The organism is Asanoa sp. WMMD1127, from assembly GCF_029626225.1.
Lineage (GTDB): Bacteria > Actinomycetota > Actinomycetes > Mycobacteriales > Micromonosporaceae > Asanoa.
This window is the reverse complement of sequence record NZ_JARUBP010000001.1, coordinates 127045-153409: the sequence shown is the minus strand read 5'-3', so window position 1 is coordinate 153409 and position 26365 is coordinate 127045. Positions and strand designations below refer to the sequence as shown.

Annotated in this window: 26 protein-coding genes and 1 riboswitch; of the genes, 13 read left to right on the top strand and 13 right to left on the bottom strand. The window is 70.7% G+C overall.

The window, feature by feature from the left end; translation table 11 throughout:
• Positions 1 to 121: 121 nt before the first annotated feature.
• The 10 genes from O7635_RS00855 to O7635_RS00810 all read right to left on the bottom strand — a co-directional run bounded on the left by O7635_RS00855 (position 122) and on the right by O7635_RS00810 (position 9314).
• Entirely contained in the window at positions 122 to 1732 is a 1611-nt protein-coding gene (locus O7635_RS00855; RefSeq protein WP_278078454.1) for a glycoside hydrolase family 13 protein, read from the bottom strand.
• A 32-nt stretch (positions 1733 to 1764) separates the two neighbouring features.
• Positions 1765 to 2787, bottom strand: a complete 1023-nt coding sequence (locus tag O7635_RS00850) for a LacI family DNA-binding transcriptional regulator (protein ID WP_278078453.1) — start codon at positions 2785 to 2787, stop codon at positions 1765 to 1767.
• 42 nt (positions 2788 to 2829) lie between these two features.
• Positions 2830 to 3795, bottom strand: coding sequence for a carbohydrate ABC transporter permease (locus tag O7635_RS00845; RefSeq protein ID WP_278078452.1), 966 nt, complete (start codon positions 3793 to 3795; stop codon positions 2830 to 2832).
• 76 nt (positions 3796 to 3871) lie between these two features.
• Entirely contained in the window at positions 3872 to 4921 is a 1050-nt protein-coding gene (locus O7635_RS00840; RefSeq protein ID WP_278078451.1) for a sugar ABC transporter permease, read from the bottom strand.
• 89 nt (positions 4922 to 5010) lie between these two features.
• On the bottom strand, positions 5011 to 6357 hold the full coding sequence (locus tag O7635_RS00835; protein ID WP_278078450.1) for an ABC transporter substrate-binding protein: 1347 nt from the start codon (positions 6355 to 6357) through the stop codon (positions 5011 to 5013).
• A 240-nt stretch (positions 6358 to 6597) separates the two neighbouring features.
• Positions 6598 to 7422 carry an MHYT domain-containing protein gene (locus O7635_RS00830; RefSeq protein ID WP_278078449.1) on the bottom strand — a complete coding sequence of 275 codons (825 nt, stop codon included), beginning with the start codon at positions 7420 to 7422 and terminating at the stop codon, positions 6598 to 6600.
• 182 nt (positions 7423 to 7604) lie between these two features.
• Entirely contained in the window at positions 7605 to 7748 is a 144-nt protein-coding gene (locus tag O7635_RS00825; RefSeq protein ID WP_278078448.1) for a GPGG-motif small membrane protein, read from the bottom strand.
• A gap of 5 nt (positions 7749 to 7753) precedes the next feature.
• On the bottom strand, positions 7754 to 8500 hold the full coding sequence (locus tag O7635_RS00820; protein ID WP_278078447.1) for a metallophosphoesterase: 747 nt from the start codon (positions 8498 to 8500) through the stop codon (positions 7754 to 7756).
• Complete coding sequence (locus O7635_RS00815) at positions 8497 to 8739, bottom strand: BON domain-containing protein (RefSeq protein ID WP_278078446.1); 243 nt, start codon at positions 8737 to 8739, stop codon at positions 8497 to 8499. The genes O7635_RS00820 and O7635_RS00815 overlap by 4 nt, the downstream gene beginning before the upstream one ends.
• Positions 8736 to 9314 carry a nucleotidyltransferase family protein gene (locus tag O7635_RS00810; RefSeq protein ID WP_278078445.1) on the bottom strand — a complete coding sequence of 193 codons (579 nt, stop codon included), beginning with the start codon at positions 9312 to 9314 and terminating at the stop codon, positions 8736 to 8738. Before O7635_RS00810 ends, O7635_RS00815 begins: the two co-directional genes overlap by 4 nt.
• Before the next feature lie 135 nt (positions 9315 to 9449).
• Here O7635_RS00810 and O7635_RS00805 point away from each other — a divergent pair, with 135 nt between their 5' ends.
• Entirely contained in the window at positions 9450 to 10187 is a 738-nt protein-coding gene (locus tag O7635_RS00805; RefSeq protein ID WP_278078444.1) for a dTMP kinase, read from the top strand.
• Here the strand turns inward: O7635_RS00805 and O7635_RS00800 are convergent.
• Entirely contained in the window at positions 10117 to 10797 is a 681-nt protein-coding gene (locus tag O7635_RS00800; RefSeq protein WP_278078443.1) for an SDR family NAD(P)-dependent oxidoreductase, read from the bottom strand. The genes O7635_RS00805 and O7635_RS00800 overlap by 71 nt on opposite strands.
• Positions 10798 to 10871: 74 nt before the next feature.
• Here O7635_RS00800 and O7635_RS00795 point away from each other — a divergent pair, with 74 nt between their 5' ends.
• The 5 genes from O7635_RS00795 (at position 10872) to O7635_RS00775 (ending at position 16102) form a co-directional block, all read left to right on the top strand.
• Positions 10872 to 11903, top strand: coding sequence for an NAD-dependent epimerase/dehydratase family protein (locus O7635_RS00795; protein WP_278078442.1), 1032 nt, complete (start codon positions 10872 to 10874; stop codon positions 11901 to 11903).
• Between the two features lie 36 nt (positions 11904 to 11939).
• Entirely contained in the window at positions 11940 to 12845 is a 906-nt protein-coding gene (locus O7635_RS00790; RefSeq protein ID WP_278078441.1) for a MurR/RpiR family transcriptional regulator, read from the top strand.
• Complete coding sequence (locus O7635_RS00785) at positions 12842 to 13753, top strand: N-acetylmuramic acid 6-phosphate etherase (RefSeq protein ID WP_278078440.1); 912 nt, start codon at positions 12842 to 12844, stop codon at positions 13751 to 13753. Before O7635_RS00790 ends, O7635_RS00785 begins: the two co-directional genes overlap by 4 nt.
• A 369-nt stretch (positions 13754 to 14122) precedes the next feature.
• Positions 14123 to 15073 carry a sigma-70 family RNA polymerase sigma factor gene (locus O7635_RS00780; RefSeq protein ID WP_278078439.1) on the top strand — a complete coding sequence of 317 codons (951 nt, stop codon included), beginning with the start codon at positions 14123 to 14125 and terminating at the stop codon, positions 15071 to 15073.
• 87 nt (positions 15074 to 15160) lie between these two features.
• Positions 15161 to 16102, top strand: coding sequence for a hypothetical protein (locus O7635_RS00775; RefSeq protein WP_278078438.1), 942 nt, complete (start codon positions 15161 to 15163; stop codon positions 16100 to 16102).
• Positions 16103 to 16166: 64 nt separating this feature from the next.
• Here O7635_RS00775 and O7635_RS00770 read toward each other — a convergent pair whose 3' ends face one another.
• Complete coding sequence (locus O7635_RS00770) at positions 16167 to 17123, bottom strand: C40 family peptidase (protein ID WP_278078437.1); 957 nt, start codon at positions 17121 to 17123, stop codon at positions 16167 to 16169.
• An 8-nt stretch (positions 17124 to 17131) separates the two neighbouring features.
• Positions 17132 to 17258: riboswitch (cyclic di-AMP (ydaO/yuaA leader) on the bottom strand.
• A 387-nt stretch (positions 17259 to 17645) separates the two neighbouring features.
• On the opposite strand from O7635_RS00770, the gene O7635_RS00765 reads away from it, so the two are divergent.
• The 7 genes from O7635_RS00765 to O7635_RS00735 all read left to right on the top strand — a co-directional run bounded on the left by O7635_RS00765 (position 17646) and on the right by O7635_RS00735 (position 25160).
• Positions 17646 to 18398, top strand: coding sequence for an ABC transporter ATP-binding protein (locus O7635_RS00765; protein ID WP_278085339.1), 753 nt, complete (start codon positions 17646 to 17648; stop codon positions 18396 to 18398).
• Positions 18395 to 19171 (top strand): ABC transporter ATP-binding protein, encoded by a 777-nt coding sequence (locus O7635_RS00760; protein WP_278078436.1) that lies wholly within the window; start codon positions 18395 to 18397, stop codon positions 19169 to 19171. The genes O7635_RS00765 and O7635_RS00760 overlap by 4 nt, the downstream gene beginning before the upstream one ends.
• Positions 19168 to 21039 carry an AMP-binding protein gene (locus O7635_RS00755; RefSeq protein WP_278078435.1) on the top strand — a complete coding sequence of 624 codons (1872 nt, stop codon included), beginning with the start codon at positions 19168 to 19170 and terminating at the stop codon, positions 21037 to 21039. The genes O7635_RS00760 and O7635_RS00755 overlap by 4 nt, the downstream gene beginning before the upstream one ends.
• The gene (locus tag O7635_RS00750; RefSeq protein ID WP_278078434.1) at positions 21036 to 21920 is read left to right on the top strand and encodes a branched-chain amino acid ABC transporter permease; all 885 of its coding nucleotides are present in this window, start codon (positions 21036 to 21038) and stop codon (positions 21918 to 21920) included. The genes O7635_RS00755 and O7635_RS00750 overlap by 4 nt, the downstream gene beginning before the upstream one ends.
• On the top strand, positions 21917 to 23038 hold the full coding sequence (locus O7635_RS00745; RefSeq protein ID WP_278078433.1) for a branched-chain amino acid ABC transporter permease: 1122 nt from the start codon (positions 21917 to 21919) through the stop codon (positions 23036 to 23038). The genes O7635_RS00750 and O7635_RS00745 overlap by 4 nt, the downstream gene beginning before the upstream one ends.
• 9 nt (positions 23039 to 23047) lie before the next feature.
• Positions 23048 to 24331, top strand: a complete 1284-nt coding sequence (locus O7635_RS00740) for an ABC transporter substrate-binding protein (protein WP_278078432.1) — start codon at positions 23048 to 23050, stop codon at positions 24329 to 24331.
• Positions 24332 to 24662: 331 nt separating this feature from the next.
• Positions 24663 to 25160: a DUF6232 family protein gene (locus O7635_RS00735; RefSeq protein WP_278078431.1), complete on the top strand. Its 498-nt coding sequence runs from the start codon at positions 24663 to 24665 to the stop codon at positions 25158 to 25160.
• Between the two features lie 275 nt (positions 25161 to 25435).
• On the opposite strand, the gene O7635_RS00730 is transcribed toward O7635_RS00735, so the two are convergent.
• The gene (locus tag O7635_RS00730; protein WP_278078430.1) at positions 25436 to 26290 is read right to left on the bottom strand and encodes a helix-turn-helix transcriptional regulator; all 855 of its coding nucleotides are present in this window, start codon (positions 26288 to 26290) and stop codon (positions 25436 to 25438) included.
• Between the last annotated feature and the right edge of the window lie 75 nt (positions 26291 to 26365).

Here is a 26365-nt window from a genome sequence, read left to right as displayed (position 1 = left end):
CTTCGCTCCGCTGCCGCCTTCGCGCCGGGTCACGCTCAGAGCAGAACCACTGCGCCGGCGCCGCGGTTGGGTTGAGGCCGTGGCCGGCGCCGGCGGTGGAGGCCGCCGGCGCCGCCACAGGTCAGCTCAGTCGGGCCCAGACCGTCACGTCGGTGGGGACCTCGCGGCCCGCGACCGGCCCGCTTGCGAGCACCACCTCGGCCCCCTCCGGGAGCTGTGCCGGCGTCGCGCCGAAGTTCGTCAGGACCAGGAGGTCAGCCGTCCGGAACGCGACCACCTCGCCCGGAACGTCCACCCAGGACAGTTCGCCGTGGCCCAGGCCGGTTTCGCGCCGCAGCCGCAGGGCCGCCACGTAGAGCTCGTAGGTCGACCCCGGAACCCCCACCTGGCGGTCGAGGGCGAGCTCCGCGAAGACCGGCGGCTGGGGAAGCCAGCTGCGATCGCTGGGCCCGAACCCGTACGAAGGCGCGTCGGCTTCCCACGGGATCGGCACCCGGCAGCCGTCGCGGCCGACCGAGGCGCCGTTGGTGCGGAACCAGGTCGGGTCCTGGCGGCTCTCGTCGGGCAGCGTCGTGTGCTCGGGCAGGCCCAGCTCCTCGCCCTGGTAGAGATAGGCCGAGCCGGGCAGCGCCAGCATCAGCAGCGTGGCCGCCCGGGCGCGGCGCAGGCCCAAACCGGCATCGGGCTGCGGGTCGCCGGCGCCGATGCCGTTGGGCCGGGGCGTGCCGACCGGCAGCCCGAGCCGCGAGGCGTGCCGGATCACGTCGTGGTTGGACAGCACCCAGGTGGTGGGTGCGCCGACCGCCGCGCTGGCCGCCAGGGACCGCTCGATCACCGAGCGCTGGGCCGCCGCCGTCCACGCGGCTTCGAGGTATTCGAAGTTGAACGCCTGGTGCATCTCGTCGGGCCGGATGTAGGCGGCGAGCCGCTCGGCCGGCTGCACCCACGCCTCGGCCACCAGGATCCGCTCGCCGGGGTAGCTGTCGAGGATCTTGCGCCAGCGCCGGTAGATCTCGTGGACGCCGTCCTGGTCCCACATCGGCGGCCGCGCGCCGCCCTCGGTGCCCTCGGTGGTCAGCGGGATCATCGGCAGGTGCCAGTCGGCCAGGTCGGCCTGCTTGACCAGCCCGTGCGCGACGTCGACCCGGAAGCCGTCGACGCCCCGGTCGAGCCAGAACCGCAGGATGTCCTCGAACTCGGCCCGCACCTCCGGGTTGTCCCAGTTGAGGTCGGGCTGCCCGGTGTCGAACAGGTGCAGGTACCACTGACCGTCCGGCAGCTGGCTCCACGCCGGCCCGCCGAACACGCTCTGCCAGCTGTTGGGCGGCCCGCCGTCGGCCTTGCCGTCGCGGAAGACGTAGCGGTCGCGCTCCCGGCTGCCCGGCGCGGCCGCCAGCGCCGCCTGGAACCAGACGTGCTGCGCGGACGTGTGGTTGGGCACCAGGTCGACGATCACCCGCAGCCCCCGGGCGTGCGCCTCGGTGATCAGCTTGTCGGCGTCGGAGAGCCGCCCGAAGATCGGGTCGACGTCGCGGTAGTCGGCCACGTCGTAGCCCGCGTCCGCCTGTGGCGACGGGTAGAACGGCGAGAGCCAGACCGCGTCGACGCCGAGGGCGGCCAGGTGGTCGAGGCGGCCCACCACACCGGGCAGGTCGCCGATGCCGTCCCCGTCGGAGTCGGCGAACGACCGCGGGTAGACCTGGTAGATGACGGCGTCGCGCCACCACTTCACGGGGTGCTCCAAAGCTCGTGCCGGCAAAAGTCCTAGTGTGCCCGCGGTGGCGCCGTCGAATCACGGACGACCAGCCGGGTGGGCAGCACCACGGACCGGTCACCATAGCCGCTGTCCGTGCCGCGCAGCGGCCCGAGCAGGGTTTCCGCGGCGATCCGGCCCTGTGCGGCCGCCGGCTGGGCCACCGTGGTGAGCCCGACCACACCTGAGACGTCGTGGTCGTCGACCCCGATCACGCTGACGTCGTCGGGCACCCGCAGGCCGGCCGAGCGCAGCGCCGCGATCGCGCCCATCGCCATCTCGTCTGACGCGGCGAAGATCGCCGTGGGCGGCTCGCCCCGGCGGAGGAGCTCGGCGGTGGCCCGACCGCCCCCGGCGATGGTGAACGTCGCCTCGACGTCGAGGGCCGGGTCGGGTTCGATGCCGTGCGCCCGCATCCGCCGCTGGTAGCCCAGCCGGCGGTCCAGGTGGGTCGAGATGGCCAGCTCGTCGGTGGAGTCACCGGAGATGTGGGCGATGCGCCGGTGCCCCAGCGAGATCAGATGGTCGGTGGCCGTGCAGGCGGTCTCCAGGTCGTCGATCCGCACGCTGGGCCAGCCGGGCACCGGGGTGCCCGCGCTGACCGTCACGCCCGGCAGGGCCAGCTTGGCCACCGCGGCGAAGTCGGCCCCGGCCAGCGGCGTCGCGACCAGCATCAGCGCGTCGACCCGCTTGTGCAGCGTGCTCGTGTAGAGCAGGCGCTGCCGGGCGTGCTCGCTGCCGCCGAGGTTGAACAGCAGCAGGTCGTAGCCGGACCGGTGCAGCCGTTCCTCGGCGGCCTCCACCACGGTGCTGAAGAACCACGGCGTGATCCGGGGTACGACCACCGCCACCGCCCGGGTCTTGCCACCGGCCAGCCGGGAGGCGCTGGGCGAGGCGATGTAACCCAGCTGGGCGGCCGCCTCCAGCACCCGCTCCCGGGTCGTCTGCGAGACCGTCGGCAGGCCGCGCAGCGCCCGGGACACGGTGGCGGTGGAGACGCCCGCCAGCCGGGCCACGTCGTCGATCCTCGTCACGGGTCCGTCACCTCGCCTGTGGAAGGACCGTCGCGGCGGGGTTCAGCCCTTGACGCTGCCGGTCAACAGCCCCCGGACGAAGTAGCGCTGCAGCGACAGGAACACGATGATCGGGATGACGATGGACACGAACGCGCCCGCCGTCAGCCGTTGCCACTCGCCGCCTCTCGTGCCGGCCAGCTCCGCCAGCCGTACGGTCAGTGGCGCCGTTTGTCGCCCGCCACCCGCGAAGATCAGCGCGACCAGCAGGTCGTTCCAGACCCAGAGGAACTGGAAGATCGCCAGCGAGGCCAGCGCCGGCGTGATCAGCGGCAGCACCACACTCCGGAAGATCTTCGAGTGGCCGGCGCCGTCGACCCGGGCCGCCTCCATCAGCTCGCCGGGCAGCTGCGAGATGAAGTTGTGCAGCAGGAACACCGCGAACGGCAGCGCGAAGCAGGTGTGCGCGAACCAGACCTGGATGAACTTCGCCTCGTTGTCGAGGTCCCAGGCCGGCAGGATGGTGATGCCGCCCAGCGAGACGCCGCGGGAGAAGAAGCTCAGCAGCGGCACGAGGGCCATCTGCAGCGGCACGATCTGCAACGCGAAGACCGCGATGTAGAGCCAGTCCCGGCCGCGGAAGTTGATCCACGACAGGGCGTACGCGGCCAGCGCGGCGAACGCGATCGGGAACAGCACCGACGGGATCGTGATGACCAGCGAGTTCACGAAGTAGTTGGCGAGCTGCCCGGAGGACGACGACCGTCCGAAGAGGACGTCGCTGTAGTTCTGGAACGTCAGCTGCGGGTCGCTGAAGAACGTCCACCAGCCGGTCTGCTTGATCTCGTCTTCCGGCCGGAACGAGGAGAGCAGCAGCCCGAACGTCGGCACCGTCCAGAGCAGCGCGATGACGATCGAGACGATCGTGGCGGTGCGGCTGTTGAGGCGCTTGCGCACCCGCCCGGCCGCGGTGCGGGGCTGGGTCTCGGCGGTGGCCTCGCCGGCGAGCACGGGGGTGGTGGTTGTCATGCCGCCGCCTCCCTTCGGTCGGCGGAGCATGACCACCGGTGGCTGAGTTGGCTGGGCTCGCTTCGCTCACGCATTTTCAGCCCTCCCGCTGACGGCGCAGGTTGCGGATCTGGAAGATGACGATCGGGATGACCAGGATGAACAGGAAGACGGCGAGCGCCGAGCCCTGCCCGTTCTGCTGGTAGCGGAAGGCCTGGTTGTACATCTCGAGCGCGACGACGTTGGTGTCGAAGTTGCCGTTGGTCATCGTCCGGACGATGTCGAAGATCTTCATCGTGGCGATCGTGATCGTGACGACCACGACGATCAGGGCGGGCCGGATGCTCGGCAGCGTGACCCGCCAGAACATCTGCCACGGCGTCACGCCGTCGAGGCGGGCGGCCTCGACGATGTCGGAGGGGATCGCCTTGATGGCCGCGGACAGGATGACCATCGCGAACCCGGCCTGGATCCAGACCATGACGACGATCAGCAGGAACGTGTTGAACGGCGGGTTGTTGAGCCACTGCTGCGGTGTGCCGCCGACCGTGACCCAGAGCCAGTTCAGCAGGCCGATCTGGTCGCCCTCGCCGCGGTACGCGTAGACGAAGCGCCAGATGATGCCGGCGCCCACGAACGAGATGGCCATCGGCAGGAAGATCAGCGACTTGGCGACCGCCTCGAACCGGGCCCGGTCGACCATCACCGCGTAGAGCAGGCCGACCGAGGTGGCCAGCAGCGGCACCAGCACCACCCAGGCGGCGGTGTTGAGCAGCACGCGGACGATGTCGTTCTCCTGGAAGATCCAGGTGTAGTTGCGCAGCCCGACGAACGCGGTGCTGTCGCCGTTGAACAGCGACAGGATGATCGTGCGGATCGCCGGGATGACCAGGCCGATCAGCAGCAGCAGGAGGGCCGGGAGCAGGAAGGCGAGGCCCAGCATCCCCTCACGGTGCTTGCGGACGCCCCGGCCGGTGGGCGCGGACGTCCCGCTGACGGAGGCCGCGACGAGGGCGGCCTCGCGGCGCCGCGCGAAGTAGTTGGGCACGACGTCGAGCAGCAGCAGCAGTCCACCGACCACCACCACGAACCCGATCACGCCGTACAACAACATCGTCAGCTTCGGCGCGAAGTCTTCGAACTCCATCCGCCCTCCAGGGATGCGAGCGTGGAACGAATTGGGGGTTGAACCGAAGCGGTGGCCGGCCCCTGAGGGGGCCGGCCACCGTCATCGCCTTACTTGGGCCAGGAGCCCTCGATCTGGTTGAGCACCTCGCTGGTGCTCTTGCCGTTGATCCAGTCGACCATGCCCTTCCAGAACGTCCCGGCGCCGACGGCGGCGGGCATCAGGTCGGAACCGTCGAACCGGAAGACGGCGCTCTGGTCCTGGAGGATCTCCACGGCCAGCTTGTCGATCGGGTTCTCGACGTTGGAGACCTCGAGCTTCTTGTTGGCCGAGACCCAGTTGCCGAGCTTGGCCCGGTTGTTGGCGGCCTCGGCGGAAGCCAGGTAGGTCTGCACCTTCTGGACCTCGGGGCGGTCGGCGAACGCGACGGTGAACTCGCCACCGCCGAGCACCGGCTTGCCCTTGGCGGGGTCGACCGGCGGCAGGTAGAAGGCGAACGTGTCGCCGTCCTCGGCCACCTTGGTGCCCTCGGGCCACTGGTTGGCGTAGAAGGACGCCATCCGGTACATGCCGCACTTGTTCTCGAGGATCGGCGTGCCGCCCTCCTGGAACGAGGTCGACGTGATGCTCTTGACGTCACCGAAGCCGCCGTTGACGTACTTCGGGTCCTTCAGGATCTTGCCGACCCGGTCGACCGCCGACACGACCTTGGGGTCGTTGAACGGGATCGTGTGCTCGACCCACTGGTCGTAGGCCTCGGGACCGGCGTCGCGGAGCATGACGTCCTCGATCCAGTCGGTGGCCGGCCAGCCGGTCGCGTCACCGGACTCGATGCCCGCGCACCAGGGCTTGATGCCGGCCGCCGCGATGGTGTCGGTCAGCTGCATCATCTCGTCCCAGGTGGTCGGGACCTTCCAGCCCTTCTCGGCGAAGAGCTTCGGCGAGTACCACACGAAGGACTTGACGTTGGAGCCCATCGGAGCGCCGTAGAACTTGCCGCCGACGGTCGCGTAGTCCAGCCACTCCTTGGAGTAGTTGGCCTCCGCCATCGTCTTGGTGTCGGCCGAGGCCTCCTTGAGCTTGCCGGCGTCGGCGAAGCGCTTGAGCAGGCCCGGCTGCGGGATGAAGGCGATGTCGGGGGCGTTGCCGCCGTCGACCCGCACCGGCAGCTGCGCCTCGAACTCGCCGCTGCCCTCGTATTCGATGGTGATGCCGGTGCAGTCCTCGAACTGCTTCCAGGACTCCTCGAGGAGGTCGGCCTCGGCGTCACGGATGGATGCGTAAATGGAAACGGTGGTGCCGTCGTTGCCGGTGTAGGCGTCGTAGGCGGCGCAGTCAGCCGAGCTGCCGCTGCCGCTGTCGCCACCTTCGTCGCCGCTGCACGCGGCCGCGCTGAGTGCGAGCGCCAGGGTGGTGGCGAGCACGAGGGCTTGGCGAGGTCTGGAAGAGACCGCCATGCCGTCCTCCTTCCTTGCCGGCGGTCGCGGGCGCGCTGGCCCGGTGCCGGTGTCGAATGTGGGCGTGTTCACATGCAAGCGCTTGCACGGAAGTCCGTCCAGATCGTGGAAGGCACGACGATGTAACAATCGAGAAACCTACAGAGAGAAATGTACGGTTGTGACCTCGACAAATACGGCATGCCCGCCTGGAAACGCTCCAGGCGGGCATTTAGCCGGTCGATAACGACAACGGGGCGACTAGAACGTGTCGCCGCCAGGCCGCAGGGCGACGGTGAACGGGGTTTCGCCGTGGCGGCCGCCGCCCGGCGACGGGATGGGCGGAGCGGCGAACTCCTCCTCGGTCATCGCCTTGAGGCCGCTGAACGCCATGCCGATCAGCGCCGCCGAGGTGATGAGCACGATGGGCACGAGCAGTTGCATCGGGTTGACGCCCTGGACGTGGTGGATGCCCGACTCGTGCAGCCGGACCTGGATCGCGGCCATGCCGGTGTAGTGCATGCCGCAGACGGCCAGCGCCATCACGACCGAGGCGATCGCGATGCGGCTCCAGCTGCCGACGGTGACGGTGAACCAGAGGGCGACGGTCGCGGCCACCACGGCCACGCCGACCGACGCGAGCACCAGCCGCGGGTTGTAGTTGATCGTGCCGTAGACCCGCATGGCGAGCATGCCGGTGTAGTGCATGGCGACCACGCCGAGGCCGGTCACCACGCCACCGCCGAGCACCCGGAGGGTCCGGCGCCGGCCGAAGCCGACGATGAACAGCCCGCCGCCGACGGTGAGCACCGACAGCGCCAGGCTGGACATGGTGAGGTAGGGGTCGAAGCGCAACGGACTGGCCGGCACGGCGAACCCGAGGATCGCCATGAAGTGCATCAGCCAGATGCCGGCGCCGCCGATCGCGATCGCGGCGAGCACGAGCCAGCGCGCCCGGCGGCCGCGCTGCCGGGTCGCCCGCGCCCGGGCGGTGCAGACCAGCCCGAGCAGACAGCCGATGAACGACAGCAGGAACGCCGCCACCGGGTTGAAGGCGCCATGTGCGAAGTGATGAATCTCGGCCACCCGGCCATCCCCCCACGGCCGCCCGAAAAACTAACGCACAGAGTGTCCGGCTAATCACGCGCGGCACAAACGGCCGCCGGGGCCGTCACCGGGGTCCACTCGGTGTGGACCGCGGTGACGACCCCGGCGGGATCGGAGGGATGGAGACGTGGGCCGGCGTCACCGGCCCGGAGGCCGTGGCGTCAATTGAAGATGCTGACGCCGCCGGGGCCGACCAGCAGGCCGACGATGATGAGCACGATGCCCCAGAGGAGCTGACGCCGGAACAGCGCGAAGATGCCGGCGACGACGAGGATCACGGCGAGGATCCAAAGCAGTAGGTCCATGCTGATCAAATACCCGATGCCGCCGACGGGGAAACGCTTTCCGCCGCGAGGTTGAACACGCTGTACGCCTGTTTGATGACGGGATGGGCGACGTTGCGCACCCGGACACCGCCCGGCGTGCGCCCGCGCTCGGTGCCGTGGTGCGCGTGCCCGTGGATCGCCAGCGCGGTCGGCGCCGAGTCGATCGCCTGGCCGAGCAGGTAGGACCCGAGGAACGGATAGATCTCCAGCGGTTCGCCGGCGAGCGTGTCCGGCACCGGGGCGTAGTGGGTCAGCGCCACCCGCACGTCGCACTCCAGGTCGCGCAGCGCCGCGCCGAGCCGCTCGGCGACCGCGCCCGTCGTGCGCACGAAGGCCTTCATCTCGGGCTCGCCGAACTCGCTGGCGCAGCGGCCGGCGAAGCCGCCGCCGAACCCCTTGACGCCGGCCACGCCCAGCCGCACCCCGTCGACGTCGACCACCGTGCTGTCGCCCTCCAACACCGTGATGCCGGCGTCCGTCAGGGCGGACAGCACGCCCGGCACCTCGTCGCAGTGGTGGTCGTGGTTGCCGAGCACGGCGATCACGGGTACGCCCAGCCCGCCGAACTCGGTGGCCACGCACTTGGCCTCCGCCTCGGTGCCGTGCCGGGTCAGGTCGCCGGCGAGCAGCAGCACGTCGGCCCGGTCGGGCAGCTCCTCCAGCGCCGGCCGGAACCGGCCCAGCACGTCCCGGTCGATGTGCACGTCGCCGACGGCAGCGATCCTGATCACGCGAGCTCCTCCGCCTCGGTCGGCGCGGCCGCCCGGGTCACCCCGATGTCGGCCGCGATGTCGATGCCCGGGAACCGTTCCCGCACGAGGCGCACGATCTCCTCCCGCCGCCGCGGGCTCTCCACCTCGCCGCAGAGCACCAGGCCGGCGTCCGAGCGGACGACCGTGATGCCCTGCTCGGCCACGCCGAGATCCTCGGCCAGGGCGCGCTGCACCTCGGCCTCCGTGTAGTCGTTCATGAGTCCCTCCGGTAGCCGGGGTACGGCACGACGTCGAGCCGGTCGAGCAGCACCAGGAACGCCTCCGCGTAGGGCGACTGCGCGGTCTCCTTGCGCACCCGGTCCCAGTCGATCTGCTCGCGCAGGGACCGCGCCAGCGGCAGGCCCCGGGCGAAGTCGCAGTAGTGCTGGGAGAAGCTGAGCAGCTTGTGCTCCATCAACCTGGTCGCGGAGACCACCGGCATCTGGATGGCGTCGACCGTGCGGGTCACGGTGTCGCCGAACGTCTCGTCGGTGACCGGGCTCTCGATCGGCCGGTGGATCAGGTCGACCAGGTGACCGTCCTCGTCGTAGACCTTGACCAGCCAGTCCTCCGGCGGCCGCTCGGCGGTGAAGCCGGCCTCGACGAGGGCCGCCAGGGCCCGCTCGGCGTCCTCCTCCTTGATGAGGAAGTCGACGTCGTGGTCGCTGGAGTGGCCGCCGTGCGCGTAGACGGCGAAGCTGCCGGCCAACGCGAACGGGATCTCGGACTGTTTGAGGACGGCGGCGACCCGCTTCAGGGTCAGCAGCAGCGAATCGTCCCCGTGCGAAGCCATATCGCCTCTCCCGTCGTGTCAGGAACCATCCCCGTACCCGTGGGTTCCGGGGCTCACACCTGTAACGAGGGTGATTCCAACCGGTTCATCCCCTTACTACCCCGGTGGTGACCCGGCCCGCTACCGTTGTCCGGCATGGCGGGTGATGGCAGGCCGGTGGCCGGCGCGCGGCTGCGCACGGTGGCGCTGGTCGGCATCGACGGTTCCGGCAAGACCACCCAGGCCAACCGGCTCGCGATGGTGCTCGGCGACGCGGGTGTGCCGGCCGTCTACCGCCAGAACGCCGGCGGCCGGGCCTGGTTCGGCCACCTCGCGCGGCGGCTCGGGCGGGCCGACGGGCCGGCGCTCTTCGGCCGCGTCGGGATGCTCTGGGTCGAGTCGGTGCTGCGCTGGCTGGCGATCGCCCGCACCACCCTGCGCTCCGCCTTCGCCCGCGACATCGCGGTGATGGACCGGCACGCCGTCGACCAGTACGTGAGCATCCGGGCGCACGCGGGTGGCCGGGGCGAGTGGCTGGCCCGGCTGGCCTACGCGCTGTTTCCCGCGCCGGACGTGACCGTGCTGCTGGCCGTCGACCCGCGCGACGCGTACCGCCGGATCGAGGCCCGCGGCACCGACCACGAGAGCCTGGCCTATCTGAGCGCCGCCGACGCCGCCTTCCGGTCGCTGCCCGAGTCGCCGCGGTTCCTGGTCGTCGACGCGGGTGGCGCGCCCGACGAGGTGACCACCGCCGTGTTGGCCGCGCTGCGGCCGTGGCTGCCGCCGGTGCACCTGCCGCCGGACCTGGACCCCGACGGGCCGGTCACGCCCGCCCGTAGACCGGAATCGCCGCCCCGCTCGTCGGCGCCGACTCGTCGCTCGCCAGGAACCTGATCACCGGGGCGATCTCGGCCGGCGCGACCCACTTGCTGAAGTCGGCGTCAGGCTGCTCGCGGCGGTTGAACGGGGTGTCGATCACGCTGGGCAGAATCGTGTTGCTGCGCACCCCGCGGTTCTTGTAGTCGGCCGCGACCCCGTTGGAGAACGCCAGGACGGCCGCCTTGGACAGGGCGTACGCGCTGCCGGTGGCGAACGGCGCCAGGGCGGCCCGGGCGGCGAGGCAGACCACCGCGCCGCCGTCGCGCAGCAGGTGCGGCAGGGCGGCCTGGGTGACCAGGAAAGTGGGCCGGACGTTGAGCGCCAGCAGCCGCTCGACCTCTTCGACGGGCGTCTCGTGGACGAGCGTGCCGCCGCCGTAGCCGCCGACGAGGTTGACCACCGCCCGCAGCGGCGCGTCGGGGTCGGCCGCGGCCCGGTCGACCGCGTCCTTGACGGCGGCGGGATCGGTGAGGTCGGCGGCCACCTCGACCACCTCGGGCCGCGCGGTGGCCATCGGGGTGCGGACCGGGGCGACCACCCGCCAGCCGGCGTCGACGAACTCCTCGACGACGGCGCCGCCGAGCCCGCCGTGCGCACCCGTCACCACCACGGTCCGACCAGTCATGGTCTCAACCTAACGGTTCCGCTGTCAGTGAAAGCCTCTGTTCAGCCGCGCCACGCCCCCCGGATGATCGGGCGATGCGACTACTCGTACTCGGTGGAACTGTCTTCCTCGGCCGCGCCGTGGCCCGGCGCGCCCAGGCCGCCGGCCACGACGTGACCTGTCTGGCCCGTGGCGAGTCCGGCGGCACGATCGAGGGGGTGCGGTTCGTGACCGGCGACCGCGACGAGCCCGACGGTCTGTCCGCTGTGGACGGTGAAACCTTCGACGCCGTGGTCGACGTCACGCTGCGGCCCAGCCACGCCCGCAACGCGGCCGCCGCACTGGCCGGCCGCGTCGGCCACTACTCGTTCGTGTCGACGTGCAACGTCTATCCGGACGACGCGACGCCGGGCCAGCGCGCCGACACCGCCAAGCTGCACGACCCGGCCCCGCCGGAGGTCGACAACCCGCGCGACGGCCAGATGGACATGTACGGGCCGTGCAAGGTGGCCTGCGAGAACGCGATCCGCGACGGGATCGGCGCCGAGCGGGTGTTCATCTGCCGGGCCGGGCTGATCGTGGGGCCCGAGGACCGCAGCGACCGGTTCCCCTACTGGGTGGCTCGGATGCGCCGGGGCGGCGAGGTGCTGGCGCCGGGCGCGCCGGACGAGTCGGTGCAGTTCGTCGACGTCGACGACCTGGCCGAGTGGCTGCTGCTGGCCGGCGTCACGGGGCTCGCCGGCGCGTACGACGGGATGGGTCTGCCCATGTCCCGTGAGCGGTTCCTGACCGAGCTGCGGGACGCGCTCGCGCCCGCCGGCACGACGCTCACCTGGGTCGACCAGGATTTCCTGGTGGAGCACGACGTGCGGCCGTGGTCGGGCGAGCGGGCACTGCCGCTCTGGCTGCCGTTGCCCGAATACGGCGGCTTCCTGACCAGGGACACGACCCGCTCGGTGGAGGCCGGTCTGGCGGCGCGTCCGATTGCCGAGACCGCCCTGCGTACCGCCCACTGGATGGAGTCCGCGCCCGACCAGGTGAAGGCGGGCGGACTGACCGTCGACGACGAAGCGGCCGTGCTGCGCGACTGGCACGCCAGGTCGGGCGGAGGCGCACACGACGGGTAGTTGACGGCGCTCGGCGCGTGAAAGTAAGTTTCATGCGTGGCGAAGACAGCGAAGGTTTCTGCGATGCCCGAGCCGGGCCTGATCGTGCAGATCAGTGGCCTGCTCCCGGCGCTGTCTCCCGCCGAGCAGCGGGTCGCCCGGCTGGTGGTGGCCGACCCGGCCGACGCGGCCCGGCGCACCATCACCGACCTGGCGACCGCCGCCGAGACCTCCGAGGCGACCGTCATCCGGTTCTGCCGGTCCGTCGGCCTCGAAGGCTACCCCCAGCTGCGGATCCGCCTCGCCGCTGAAGCCGCCCGGCGGGTCGAGCCGGTCGACGCCCGGGTGGTCGGCGGCGACATCCCGCCCGGCGCCGACCTCACGCAGATCATCGCCACGATCGCGTTCAACGACGCCCGAGCCGTCGAGGAGACCGCGCAGCAACTCGACCCCGAGGTCTGCGAGGCCGTCGTCGAGGCGCTCAACTCGGCGAGCCGCATCGAGATCTACGGCGCCGGCGCGAGCGGCTTCGTCGCCTCCGACTTCCAGCAGAAGCTGCACCGGATCGGCCGCACCGCCTACTACTGGCCCGACGTGCACTCCGCGCTCACCTCGGCGGCCCTGCTCGGCAAGGGCGACGTGGCGATGGGCATCTCGCACACCGGCACCACCGGCGACGTGCTCGACGTGCTGGAGGAGGCCCGTTCCCGGGGCGCCACGACGGTCGCGCTGACCAACTTCCCGCGGTCGCCGATCGCCGACGTCGCCGACCACGTGCTGACCACGGCCGCCCGGGAGACGACCTACCGCGCCGGCGCCACCGCCAGCCGGCTGGCCCAGCTCACCGTCGTCGACTGTCTCTTCGTCGGCGTCGCCGCCCGCAACAGAGTCAAGGCCAGAAAGGCACTGGAGGTCACCGCGGAGGCGGTGCGGTCCCGCCGGGTCGCGCGGCGGCGCGGGTGAGCGGACCCGAGGTGGTCCGCGTCGCGGCCCCGACCGAACGCCGCAACCCGGCCTCGTACGACCTCGATCTGCTGCCGACCCGGGACGTGCTGAAGCTGATCAACGAGGCCGACCAGGCCGTGCCGGGCGCGGTGGCCGACGTGCTCGACCCCGTCGTGGCCGCGGTGGACTTCGCGGTCGAGGCGCTGGGCGCCGGCGGCCGTGTGCACTACTTCGGCGCCGGCACGTCGGGTCGGGTCGGCGTGGTCGACGCGGCCGAGCTGCCACCGACGTTCGGGTCGCCGGTCGACTGGTTCTGCCCGCACCTGGCCGGCGGGCGCGACGCCATGTGGGGCGCGATCGAGGACGCCGAGGACGACGTCCTCGGTGGCGCCGCGGAGGCGCGCGACTGCGTGCGCCCCGGCGACCTGGTGATGGGCCTCGCGGCCTCCGGGCGCACGCCCTATGTGTTGGGCGCCCTGCGGGAGGCCCGGTCACTCGGGGCGCGGACCGCGCTCGTGGCGGCCGACCCGCACGCCGCCGCGGCCGCCGAGGTCGACCTGTTCATCGGCCTCGACACCGGGCCCGAGGTGGTCACCGGCTCGACCCGGATGAAGGCCGCCAGCGCGCAGAAACTGGTGTTGCACGCGTTCTCGACGACCGTGATGGTGCGCCTCGGCCGGGTCTACTCGAACCTGATGATCGACCTGTCCGCCACCAACGCGAAGCTGCGCGGCCGGATGATCTCCATCCTGATGGAGGCGACCGGCTGTCCGGAACCCGACTGCACGCGGGCGCTGACCGCGGCGGCCGGCGATCTCAAGACCGCACTGGTGTCTCTGGTCTCAGGCGCCGCCGTTCCGGAAGCCCGGGCGGCCCTCGCGCGTTCCAACGAGCGGGTCAGGGAAGCGCTCGCACTGCTCGGCTGAGCTGTTTCGGGCGTGAACCAGGGCGCTCTGTGGTGCGTATCACTACGCAGTGACGCGAATCCCATGCGCTCAGTGGCCTGCGTCGCTGCGGCGGCAATGCGGGAAATGGTGTGATAAATAGGGCGCGCGGATGGCCAACGGCGGCAGGCCCGCGACCCGATCTTCAGATCCCTGAGAGTTGGCAGAGTGAATATGACACTCACTCTCAGGAACCACTCAGGCATTCGTGACAGTTTCGACTCGCAAGACGGAATCCCTGGAGCGTCTCAACTGTTGTGTAGGTGTCAGCACCGATGAGGCACCTCGCGAGTTACCGGGGAGGGGCAGGTCGGTGTGAAGCACGAGAACGTTGGGGTAACCGAGGGGACAGTGGGCAACGTGGAGAACAACATCGTGATGCGCACGGACGAGGTCGCCGAAGAGCGCGACCTGGTCGGCGTCTACCTGCACGAGATCTCCCGCACGCCGTTGCTCGACGCGGCCCGGGAGGTGGAGCTCTCCAAGTCGATCGAGGCCGGCCTCTACGCGGAATACCTTCTCGACGAGGACAAGATCCCGTCCGGAGTGGAGCGCGAGGAGCTCAAGCAGCTGGTCGTCGAGGGTGACCGGGCCAAGGACCTGTTCATCCGCGCCAACCTGCGGCTCGTGGTGTCGATCGCACGGCGCTACGTGCGGTCCGGCATGCCGATGCTCGACCTGATCCAGGAGGGCAACACGGGCCTGGTCCGCGCCGTCGAGAAGTTCGACTACGAGCGCGGCTTCAAGTTCTCCACGTACGCGACGTGGTGGATCCGGCAGGCGATCAGCCGGGCCATCGCGCAGCAGGAGCGCACCGTGCGACTGCCGGTGCACCTCGTGGAAGACGTCAACCGGATGCGCAACGTCGCCCGCCAGCTCACCCGCGAGCTCGGTTCCGACCCGGAGCCCGAGCAGATCGCGGCGGCGCTCGGCGTGCCGGTCGAGCGGGTCCACGAGCTGGTCCGCTGGTCGCAGGACACGGTGTCGCTGGACACCCCGGTCGGCGACGACGGCGACACCAACCTCGGCGACCTGGTCGCCGACAACGACGCGCCGTCGCCGGAGGACGTGGTCCTGTCGACGCTCGAGCGGCAGCGCATCGAGAGCCTGCTCAACCACCTCGACGACCGGTCGGCCGGCATCATGCGGGCGCGCTACGGCCTCGAGGACGGTCGCGAGCACTCGCTGACCGAGGTGGCGTCGCGGTTCTCGCTCTCCCGGGAGCGGATCCGCCAGCTCGAGATCCAGGCGCTCGGCCGGCTGCGCGAGTTGGCCCGTGCGGAGGGTCTGCAGGCCGCGTAACGGCGGGTATACAAGTGCGACGAACGGCTGGCGTCCGATAGGGGGACGCCAGCCGTTCTTGTCGTACCCCCGCGGGAGCCTTCACCCATGACACCTTCCGTGGTTCATCGGGCGGTCCTGCCGGCCGCTCCGGTCTACGAGTTCGCCCTCAGCGTCCGCGCGCTCGAGGGCTTCACGCCCATGGCGGGCGACCACCGCATCGCCGACGGCTGGGTGCGGCGGGCGTTCGCCCATCCCGACGCCGCCAGGGCCGCCGCGGGGGCGGCCGTGGTGGCCGAGGTCGGGGCCGACGCCTCCGGCGGCGTGCGGCTGGCGGTGCACGCCGCCTCGGCGCTGACGCCCGACGAGGCCACCGCGGTCGAGCGGGCCGTCGCCGACTGGCTCGGCCTGCGTGACGACCTGACCGGTTTCCACGCGGTCGCCGAGGCCGACCCGGCGATGGCGCCGCTGCTCCGCGTCGCCCGGGGCCTCCACCAGGTGCGCTTCCCGTCCCTGGCCGAGGCGACGGTCTACTTCACGCTCACCCACCGCAGCACCGAGTGGTTCGCCGGCGCCCGCCGCCGACGCATGGCGGCCGACCTCGGCCCGTCCATGGTGGTCGACGACGTGGTCTACCGCGCGTTCCCCGCCCTCGACGTGGTGGCCGGCCTGAGCGACGACCGATTGCTGGCCTACACGGGCAACGCCCAACGCGCGGCCCGCGTCCGCGAGGTGGCCGCCGGCGTGGCGGGGCTGGGGGAGACGTGGCTGCGCGCGGCGCCCCACGCCAACGCCCGCGCGGCGCTGCTGGCCCTGCCGGGCGTGGGCCCGTTCACCGCCGACGCGCTGCTGCTGCGCGGCCTGGGCCGGCCCGACGAGGTTCCGCTCGAGATGCGCCCGTTCCGGCTGGCCGCCGAGCAGGTCTACGGCGCGCCACCGCCGACACCCGACGAGCTACGCGCCCGCTACGGCCGCCACATCGGCTGGTGGGCCTACGTCACCCGCACGGCCCTGCCGTGGTGCGAGACCCCGACCCCGGTCCGGGCCTGACCGTTTGACGCGGTGACCGACGCATGGGGAGGACCGAACCGGTCCTCCCCATGCGGGTGGTCGATCAGCGCACGCGGCCGTAGCCGTAGGGCGACATCATGTCCACTGAGGCCAGCTTCACCGACTCGCCGAACGTGGGCGCGTGGATCACCTGGCCGCCGCCGACATACAGGGCGACGTGCCCCAGCCCCGAATAGAAGACCAGGTCACCGGCGGCCAGCTGGCTCCGCGAGATGTGGGCGACCTTGTCCCATTGCATCGCGGCGTTGTGCGGCAGCGTCTTGCCCGCCGCGCGCCAGGCGGCCAGCGTCAGGCCCGAACAGTCGTAACCGTTGGGTCCTTCGGCGGCCCAGACATAGGGCGTCCCGATCGCGTTGTACGCGTACCGGACCGCGACACCCGCCTTGCCGGAGACCGACGGGATCTTCCCCGAATAGGATGAGCCGCTCGACGTCGAGGAGCCGTAGGCCTGCCTGCGCAGGTCGTACAACTTGTCGAGGTCGTTCTCGATCTTCTTCTTGCGGGCCTGCAGCTCCTTGGCCTGCGCGTCCTGCTGCGCCCGGGCCGTGGCCAGCCGTTGCTGGTCGCTCGTGAGCTGCTCGCGGGTGCTCCGGAACGCGTCGATCTGGGTCTGGCGCTCCCGCGCCAGCGAGTCCAGCGCCGCCATCCGGTCCAGCATGTCGTCGCCACCCGCCAGCAGAGCGCTGGCCGGGCCGAGCCGGCCGGTCTGGTAGGCCGCGACGGCGATGTCACCGACGTCCGCCTGGGCCGCGTCGAGCTGCTGCTGCAGCGGGCCCAGCCGGTCGGCCACCTGGCCCGCCTGCTTCTTGGTTGCCTTCGTCTCCTCGTTGAGCTTGTTGTAGGCCTCGACGACCTTCTCCAGCTCGGCGGAGGACTTGTTGATCTTCGCGGTGAGCTCGCTGGCCGACGGTTCGGCCGACGCGGCGCCCGCGGGCACCGCGACGACTACCGCCATGGCGACCAGCACGAGCGCACGCAGCGACATCCGTGCTGACGACAAAGGGCAGACCCTTCTTCCGCAGCCGCCTACCGGGTTAGCTGTCGGGTTCGGACGAGAAGGACGCCCTACCGCGGTGCGGATTCACCCCAGTGCTCCGTCGGGTCCCCGATTCGCCAGCGTGGGCCCGGGTCGTCTGGGCGCCCGGGGGACGGGCGCGGCACGGGCCGGCGATTCGGCGGCACCGGCGCGGAGCCACCCGGGGGGATGGCTGAGGACCACACCGGCGCCTCACCGTAACCCCGCGCCCCACCAGCACAAAGCCGAGCGGGGGCGAACTGCGGCTTTCGAGGCAATGATCCGCGCCGAAAGCGGGACACCTCACGCCGTGGGCAAAAGAAATTTCATTGGCAGTGCAAAAATCTTGGTCGCAGCTCTAGCGACGCCGGGTTACCACGTAGTTAAATGTGTTTCACCTTGTGACCCAGGCCACACCTGACCATCTCCGCATGCCAGCCTGACCGCATAAGTGGGGCGCCCCCGGTGCTGCAAGTCCGAAATCTCGAGGTCGTCTACGACGACGTGATGCTTGTGTTACGCGGTGTCTCGCTCGACGTCCCGAGCGGCGCCGTCGTCGCCCTGCTCGGCGCCAACGGAGCGGGCAAGACGACACTGCTGCGCGCCCTGACCGGACTGCTCGACGTCCACGACGGCGCGGTGACCAAAGGCTCGGTGACCCTCGACGGCCAACCCATCCACGGCCTGCGCCCCGCCGCGATCGTGCGGCGCGGCATCAGCCAGGTGATGGAGGCCCGCCGGATCTTCGGCGAGCTGAGCGTGGAGGACAACCTCCGGGTCGGCGGCCACACCAACCCGGGCGCGGTGGGTGCGCGGCTCGACCACGTCTACGGCCTGTTCCCCGTGCTCAAGGAGCGTCGCCGCAAGGTGGCCGGCTACCTGTCCGGAGGTGAACAGCAGATGCTCGCGATGGGGCGGGCGCTGATGGCGAAACCTCGCTACCTGTTGCTCGACGAGCCGAGCCTCGGTCTCGCGCCGCGCCTGGTCGACCAGGTCCGCGAGATCATCGTCGAGATCAACAAGTCGGGCACGGCGGTGCTGCTCGTCGAGCAGAACGCGGCGATGGCGCTGTCGATCGCGAGCCACGGCTACGTGCTGGAGACCGGCAAGGTCGTCCTCGACAAGCCCGCCGACCGGCTGCTGGCCGACGACGACGTGCGCGAGTTCTACCTCGGCCTCGGCGCCGCCGACACCGGCACGGCGCGCCGCTCGTTCCGCGAGGTCAAGCACTACAAGCGGCGCAAGCGGTGGTTGTCATGAGCGAAGACATTCTCGTCTTTGACGACGTGCACCTCAGCTTCGCGGGCGTCAAGGCGATCGACGGCATCAGCTTCACCGTCGGCGCCCGTGAGCTGTTCGCGATCATCGGGCCCAACGGCGCCGGCAAGACCTCGATCTTCAACGTGCTCTCCGGGGTCTACCGCCCGCAGCGCGGCCGCGTGCTCTTCGACGGCACGGACCTCGTGGGCCGCCGGCCGCACCAGATCGCCGCCCGCGGCATGGCCCGCACCTTCCAGAACGTCGAGCTGTTCGCCAACCTCACCGTGCTCGACAACCTGATGCTCGGGCGCCACCACCACATCGGCTACGGGACGCTGGCCGCCCTGGCCTGGGTGGGCAAGGCGCGCCGGGCCGAGGTCGCGGCGCGCGAGCGGGTCGAGGACATCATCGACTTCCTCGAGCTCGAGCAGTGGCGCCGGCTGCCGGTCGGCCTGCTGCCCTACGGCGTGCAGAAGCGGGTCGAGCTGGGCCGGGCCCTGGCCATGGAGCCCAAGCTGCTCCTCCTCGACGAGCCGGTGGGCGGCATGAACGTCGAGGAGACCGAGGACATGGCCCGCTACATCCTCGACATCCGCGACGAGCTCGACATCCCGATCCTGCTGGTCGAGCACGACATGGGCCTGGTCATGGACCTGGCCGACCGGGTGATGGTCGTCGACTTCGGCCGGCCCGTCGCCACCGGCGTCCCCGCCGAGATCCAGCACGACCCCGACGTGATCCGCGCCTACCTGGGGGAGGTGGAGCGGGCATGACGATCGCACCGGCCCGCACCGACACGGTGACCACGATCGCGTCGCGCATCCGCGACCGGGCGGCCGAGACGCCGCAGGGCGTCGCGATGCGCGAGAAGCACCACGGCATCTGGCGGCAATACACCTGGTCCGACTACTGGGACCAGGCGCTGACCGTGGCGCACGGCCTGCTGGCCCTCGGCATCGAGCCCGGCGACCGGGTCGCGGTGCACGCCGACAACCGCCCCGAGTGGCTGTTCACCGACATCGCCACCGTGGCGGTGCGGGCGATGACGGTCGGCCTCTACCCGACCAACCCCGCGCCCGAGGTCGGCTACCTGCTCGCCCACTCGGGCGCCAAGGTGCTGGTCGCCGAAGACCAGGAGCAGGTCGACAAGGCGCTCGAGGTGATCGGCGGCTGCCCCGACCTGCAACGGGTGATCTACCTGGAGCCGCGGGGCATCCGGCACCGCTACGACCACCCGGCGCTGCTCGGCTGGGACGACCTGCTGGCCCTCGGCCGCGAGCACCGCGCCGCGCACCCGGACGCGGTCGCCGACCTGATGGCCACCGCGACCCCCGACGACATCGCGACGCTGATCTACACCTCGGGCACCACGGGTCCGCCCAAGGGCGCGATGCTGTCGGTGGCCAATGTGGACTTCGCGGTACGCACGATCAGCGCCGGCCGCGGTTTCGCCGGCGCCCCACCCGGCCCCCGCGACCTGCTGGTTTCCTACCTGCCGCTGTGTCACGTGGCCGAGCGGATCTTCACGATCTGGTTCAACGCGGGCGCGGGCATCCAGGTCAACTTCGCCGAGTCGATCGCCACCGTGCAGGCCAACCTGCGCGAGGTGCAGCCGACGATCCTGTTCGGGGTGCCCCGCATCTGGGAGAAGATGCTCGCCACGGTCCAGATCAAGCTGGCCAACGCGTCGCCGATCAAGCGCGCCAACGCCCGCCTCTGGCTCAAGGTGGCCGACCGGATCGGCGGCACGCTCGTGCGCACCGGCGGCGTGCACACCACGGGCACCCGGCTGGCGTACGCCATAGGTTGGCTCTTCTTCTATCGCGCGCTGCGTGAGCGGGTCGGCATCGGCCGGGTCCGGTTCGCGGCCTCCGGCGCCGCCCCGATCGCACCCGACGTGCTGCGCTTCTTCATGGGCATCGGCGTGCCGATGTACGAGGTCTACGGCATGACCGAGAGCTCGGCGATCGCGACCGGCAACCGGCCCCGCCGCGTGCGGCTCGGCACCGTCGGCGAGCCCGAGGACGACACCGAGCTCCGGCTCGACCCGGCCACCGGCGAGATCCAGCTGCGGCACCCCGGCGTGTTCGTCGGCTACTACAACGACCCGGCGGCCACGGCGCGGGCCAAGACCGACGACGGCTGGCTGCGCACCGGCGACGTGGGGGAGTGGGAGGGTGACGGCCGCACGCACCTGCGGATCACCGACCGGGCCAAGGACATCATGATCACCTCGGGCGGCAAGAACATCGCGCCGAGCGAGATCGAGAACGCGCTCAAGGCATCGCCGTACGTCAAGGAGGCGATCCTGATCGGCGACCGCAAGCCGTTCCTCGGTGCCCTGATCGGCATCGAGTGGGACACCGTCGGCGAGTGGGCGCAGCGGAAGGGCATCGGCTACACCACCTATCGCGACCTGTCCGACAAGGCCGAGGTGCGCGCGCTGGTGCAGTCCGTCGTCGACGACGTCAACCGCCGGCACGCGCCGGTCGAGCAGGTGCGCGAGTTCCGCATGCTGCCCAAGGAGCTCGACCACGAGGACGGCGAGCTGACCGCGACCCAGAAGGTCCGCCGCTCCGCGGTCGCCGAGCTGTTCAGCGACCTGGTCGACGACATCTACACCGCGCGGGTCAAGGCATGACCGCGTTTCTCGAAGGAGTCCTGCGAGGGCTGGGGACCGGGAGCGTCTACGCGCTGCTCGCGCTCGGCTTCGTCATCATCTACAAGGCGACCCGGGTGATCAGCTTCGCCCAGCCGGCCCTGATGCTCGCCGGCGTCGTGCTGGTCAGCCACCTGGCCGGCCCGCTCGGCTTCTGGGTCGCGCTGCCGCTGGCCGCGCTGCTGACGGCGACGCTGGCGCTCGGCATCGAACGCGGAGCGGTGCGCCCGATGGTGGGCCGTCCGGCGTTCGTCGTCGCCATCATCACGCTCGGCGTCGACGTCGCCATCCGGGTCGTCGTCAACATCTTCATCGGCCTCGACGTGCGCACGGTGCACGACCCGTGGGGCCTGGCCAGCTGGCACCTCGGCTCGTTGCAGGTGCAGCAGCGGCACATCGCGGCCTTCCTGGCCACGGCCGTGCTGGTCACCGCGCTGTTCGCGTTCTTCCGGTTCAGCCGGATGGGCCTGGCGATGCGGGCGGCCGCCGACGACCAGGAGGCGGCGCTGGCCCAGGGCGTCTCGGTCGGCGCGGTGTTCGCGCTGAGCTGGGCGCTGGCCGGCGCGCTGGCCGCGGTCGGCGGCACGTTCGCGGCCGCGGGTGGCAGCTTCGACGGCACGCTCTGGCTGACGGCGCTGGTCGCCCTGCCGGTGATCATCCTCGGCGGGCTCGACTCGCTGCCCGGCGCCGTGCTCGGCGGGCTGGGCGTCGGCGTCGCGCAGGAGCTCGTCGCCACCTACCAGAACAACATGCCCTGGCTCGGCGGCAACGTCTCGGTGATCACGCCGTACGTGCTGATGCTGCTGGTCCTGCTCGTCCGCCCCTACGGGCTGTTCGGCACCCGGGAGGTCGAACGGGTATGACGGTTGCCACCAAGGCCCCGCGCGGAAGGCCGCTGCTGTTCACGTCGTACGGCAGCGAGATGGGGCTCTTTCCGACGACCACCCGCAAGGTCGCGTTCGGCGTGCTCCTCGCGGTCACCGCGGTCCTGCCCTTCATGCTGGCCGACGCCGAGCTGCAGTTGCTGGCCACCTGCGCCATCGCCGCGATCGGCGCGATCGGGCTGGGCCTCGTCACCGGGTACGCGGGTCAGGTGTCGCTCGGGCACGCGTTCTTCCTGGGCATCGGCGCCTACACGGCTTCGGTGATCAGCGGCGACCCCGACGGGCGGACGCTCGGCCTGGGCGTCACCGACATGCTCGTCTGGCTGCCGGCCGCCGGGCTGGTCGCGGGTCTCTTCGGCGTCGTCGTGGCGCCGCTGGCCACCCGGTTGCGCGGTCTCTACCTCGCGATCGTCACGCTCGGCCTGGTCTTCATCGGCCAGCACATCTTCAACGAATGGTCCACAGTGACCGGTGGCGTCGGGGTGGGGCGACCCGCGCCGACGCTGGAGGTCTTCGGTTACTCGCTGTCCACCACGACGGCCTCCGCGACCCGCGACCAGAAGCTGTTCTGGGTGATGACGGGCCTGCTGGTGGTGTTCGCGCTCGCGGCCCGCAACCTGGCCCGGTCGCGGGTGGGCCGGGCGTTCACGGCGATCCGCGACCGCGACATCGCGGCCGGGGTGATCGGCGTCAACCTGGCCCGTTACAAGACGATCGCGTTCGCGGTCTCGTCCTTCTACGCCGGCTGTGCGGGCGCGCTGCTGTTCACGGTGACCGGGTTCATCGACCCGAGCTCGTTCAGCCTGCTGCTGTCGGTGCAATACATCGCGATGGTGTTGATCGGCGGCGCCGGCACCATCTCGGGTGCGATCGCGGGGGCGTTCTTCATCACCCTGCTGCCCCGGATCATCCGTGAGCTGCAGGCGTTCCTCCCGTTCATCAGCACGGACGCCAACGAGGTACCCAACGTGCTGCAGGTCGAGTCGATCCTCTACGGCGTCCTGATCATCGTGTTCCTGATTTTCGAACCGCGCGGGCTCTTCGGCCTGTGGGTCCGCGCGCGCAACTACTGGAAGTCCTGGCCCTTCTCCTACTAAGAGGTGCGCATGAAGCGACTGGCATCCGGTGCCGCGGTCGTCCTTCTCGCCGTCGCGCTCGGCGGTTGCCGAGGCGGCGAGGCGGAGACCGGGGAGTCCGGCGTCAAGACCGACGTCGGTGTCACGGCGGAGCCGTGCCCCGAAGCCGTCAACAAAGACAAGGGCTGCATCTATCTCGGGATCATCTCCGACCTGACCGAGGGCCCGTTCCGGGCGCTGGCGGTGCCGATCACCGATGCGCAGAAGGCGTTCTGGAAGCGCGTCAACCAGAACGGCGGCATCGGCGACTACGAGGTCGACGTCACCAAGTACGTCCGTGACAACAAATACAACCCGCAGGTGACCAACCAGGTCTACCAGGAGATCAAGCCCAACATCCTGGCCCTGGCGCAGACGCTGGGCTCGCCGACCACCGCGGCGATCCTGCCGGACATGAAGACCAGCAACGTGGTCGGCTCGCCGGCGGCGTGGACCTCGGCGTACGCGTTCGAGGACGTGATCATCGAGTCGGGCGCCAACTACTGCATCGAGTCGATGAACGCGCTGGACTACGCCAACGAGACCTACAAGCCGAAGAAGGTCATGGCGGTGCACCTGGCCGGTGACTACGGCGACGACGCGGCGGCCGGCGCCAAGCTGGCCTCCGAGAAGCTCGGCTTCCAGTTCAGCGCCGTGCAGACCGACACCGGCACCGACAAGCAGGCGGGCGCGATCGGCGCCATCCTGCAGCAGAAGCCGGACGTGGTCATCCTGACCATGGGCCCGGCCGACGCGGCCGCGGTGGTCGGCGGTGCGGCGGCCCGCAACTTCACGGGCCGGTTCATCGGCACGAGCCCGACCTGGAACCCGGCGCTGCTGCAGAGCCCGGCCGGTCCGGCGCTGACCGCGCTCTACGAGCAGAGCGGGCCGTGGGGTTCGTGGGGCAGCGACACGCCGGGTCACAAGGCGATGCGCGAGGCGCTCCCGGGCAAGACGCCGTCCGACGGCTACACGTCCGGCTGGATCTGGTCGTACCCGATCAAGGCCGCCCTGGAGAAGGCGAACTCGAACGGCGACCTGACCCGGGCCGGCGTGGTGGCGGCGGTCAAGCAGCTCTCCTCGGTCGACTACGAGGGCATGCTGCCGACGGGCGCCGGCAACTACGCCGGTGGGCCCAGCGGCATCTTCAAGCAGACGCAGATCTCCAAGGTGGACGCGACGGCGCCGACCGGTGTCACGCCGGTGCGGCCGCTCTTCGAAGGCCCGACGGCCAAGGCGTTCACGCTCGACAAGCCCTGCTTCGAACAGCTCTGACGACCCACCCTCGGCGGCCGTCGCGTCCCTCGGACGCGGCGGCCGCTTTGTCGCAATTTCCGGGTCCCGCTCACGGGAGTGAGGGGGCATACCGCCGCCAACCTGGGTAAACACCTGGCCACACCGCCGCCCGCCGCATCCCGATGTGCCAGGTGGCCGATTGCGGCACTTCCCTCTTCTAGCTTGCGTTTCGCACAATGGCAGTAGAGCTTTCCGCCGCACCCGCAGCGGGCTCTCCGCGGATCAACGCGACCTGCCTTCACCAGAGGGCCGATCGGGAAACGGCACGTCACTGGCTCAGCCCGCAACACGGAGCTGCTGGAGGCACCCCGTGAACGCAACCCGCCCGCAACCCGTCACCTCGGCCAGCCCCGCACCGACCCCGCTCTACCGGCAGCCCGGCATCCTCGTCACCAGCGAGGCGTTCGTGGTGGCCGGCCGGCGGTTCCCGGTCCGCGACCTGTCCAACCTCCGCACGGCGCGCGGCCCGCACGATCGCCTCACGATGCGGTCGGTGCTGGTCACCGGCGCGGTCCTGGGCAGTGTCGGCATCGCGCTGAGCTTCAGCGGCGCACAGCTGAGCCCGACGGCCTTCCTCCTGCTGGGCGCGGCGGCGTTCGTGCCGATCACCCTGGTCTCCTTCGGCCAGCGCATGCGCCCGCGGGCATACGAGCTGTGGGGCGACTACCGCGGCATGACGGTGCTGCTGTTCAGCTCCGACGAGGAACGCGAATACGGCCAGGTGACCCGGGCTCTGCTCCGCGCCCAGGAGGTCGACCGCATGGGCGGATTCGCCGCACCGCCGCTGGTCAACCTCTACCCCTGGTAAGACTTTCCGGATAGAGAGCGCCCGCACGGCGGGCGGGCGCGGGTCGCCGGCGAATTCCCTAGAGTTCGCCGGCGACCTTCTTTCCTGGGTTCTCGCCGGTGCCGCGGTGAACGGCCGCCTCGTGCTCCTCATCCAGGACGGTCGCCGTTTGGACCGGAGATCGCTCCAGCCAGTGGGAAGCCCAGACGAGTGCCAGCGGAGATAGCGCGACCAGAACGAGAACGAAGCCGACGCCGATCCCGACAGCGGCTACCGCTCGTCGGGTTGACCGCACCTCAGAGGTCGTCGGCGATGCGCTTGATCAGCGCCAGCGACTCGGTTTCGTTCAGCGCGCTGTCGCGCAGCCAGTTGAACTCGATGTGGTAGGGCTGGGTCTCCGTCGGGCGCTCGAGGAAGTTTTCCAGGTTGGCGCTCTCGAGATAGACCACGTCGGCGTCGTCGGTGAACTGGAGGATCATGAATGATCCGGCCGCGGTCACCCGGCCCGTGTCGAAGCGGACCACCTGGATGGTGATGTTGGGTGCGGCGGCCAGCGAGGTGAGGTGGTCGAGCTGCTCGCGGTGGACCTCGACGCCGCCGATCGCGCGGTGCAGGACCGCCTCGTCGAGGATGATGTCGAACCGCGGTGGGTCGTCGCGCTCGAGGATCTCCGCCTTGCGGCGCATGCGCACCTCGACCTTGGTGTCGACCTCGTCGAGCCGCACCTGTCCCGGCGCCCGATTGGTGATCACCGCTCGCGCGTAGTCGCGGGTCTGGGCCAGGCCCGGCATCAGGCTCGACTGGAAGCACAGCATCGCCGACGCTTCGGCTTCGAGGCCGATGAACTGCGCGTATTGCGGCTGGATCGAGGCTCGGGCCTCCTGCCACCACGGCTTCTGCCGCGCCACCCGGGCCAGGGCGATGAGCTCCTGCGCCTCAGGGCTGCCGTCGATGCCGTAAAGGCCGAGCAGCGCGCGGACGTCGTTGGTGGAAACGCTCACCCGGCCGGTCTCGATGCGGATGAGCTTGCTCAGGGACCAGTCCATCGCCTCGGCGACATGATCTTGGGTCAGCTTCGCGTCTTCCCGGGCTGCCCGCAATGCCGAGCGCAATTTGCGCCGGCTGGCGGTCGGCCCCTGGACCGTCGTCACGGCCGCCTCCGGTCGGGGGATATTTTTGGGCTAAGCCATGATCAAGGGGATTAACCATGATCAGGGTTGGCCATC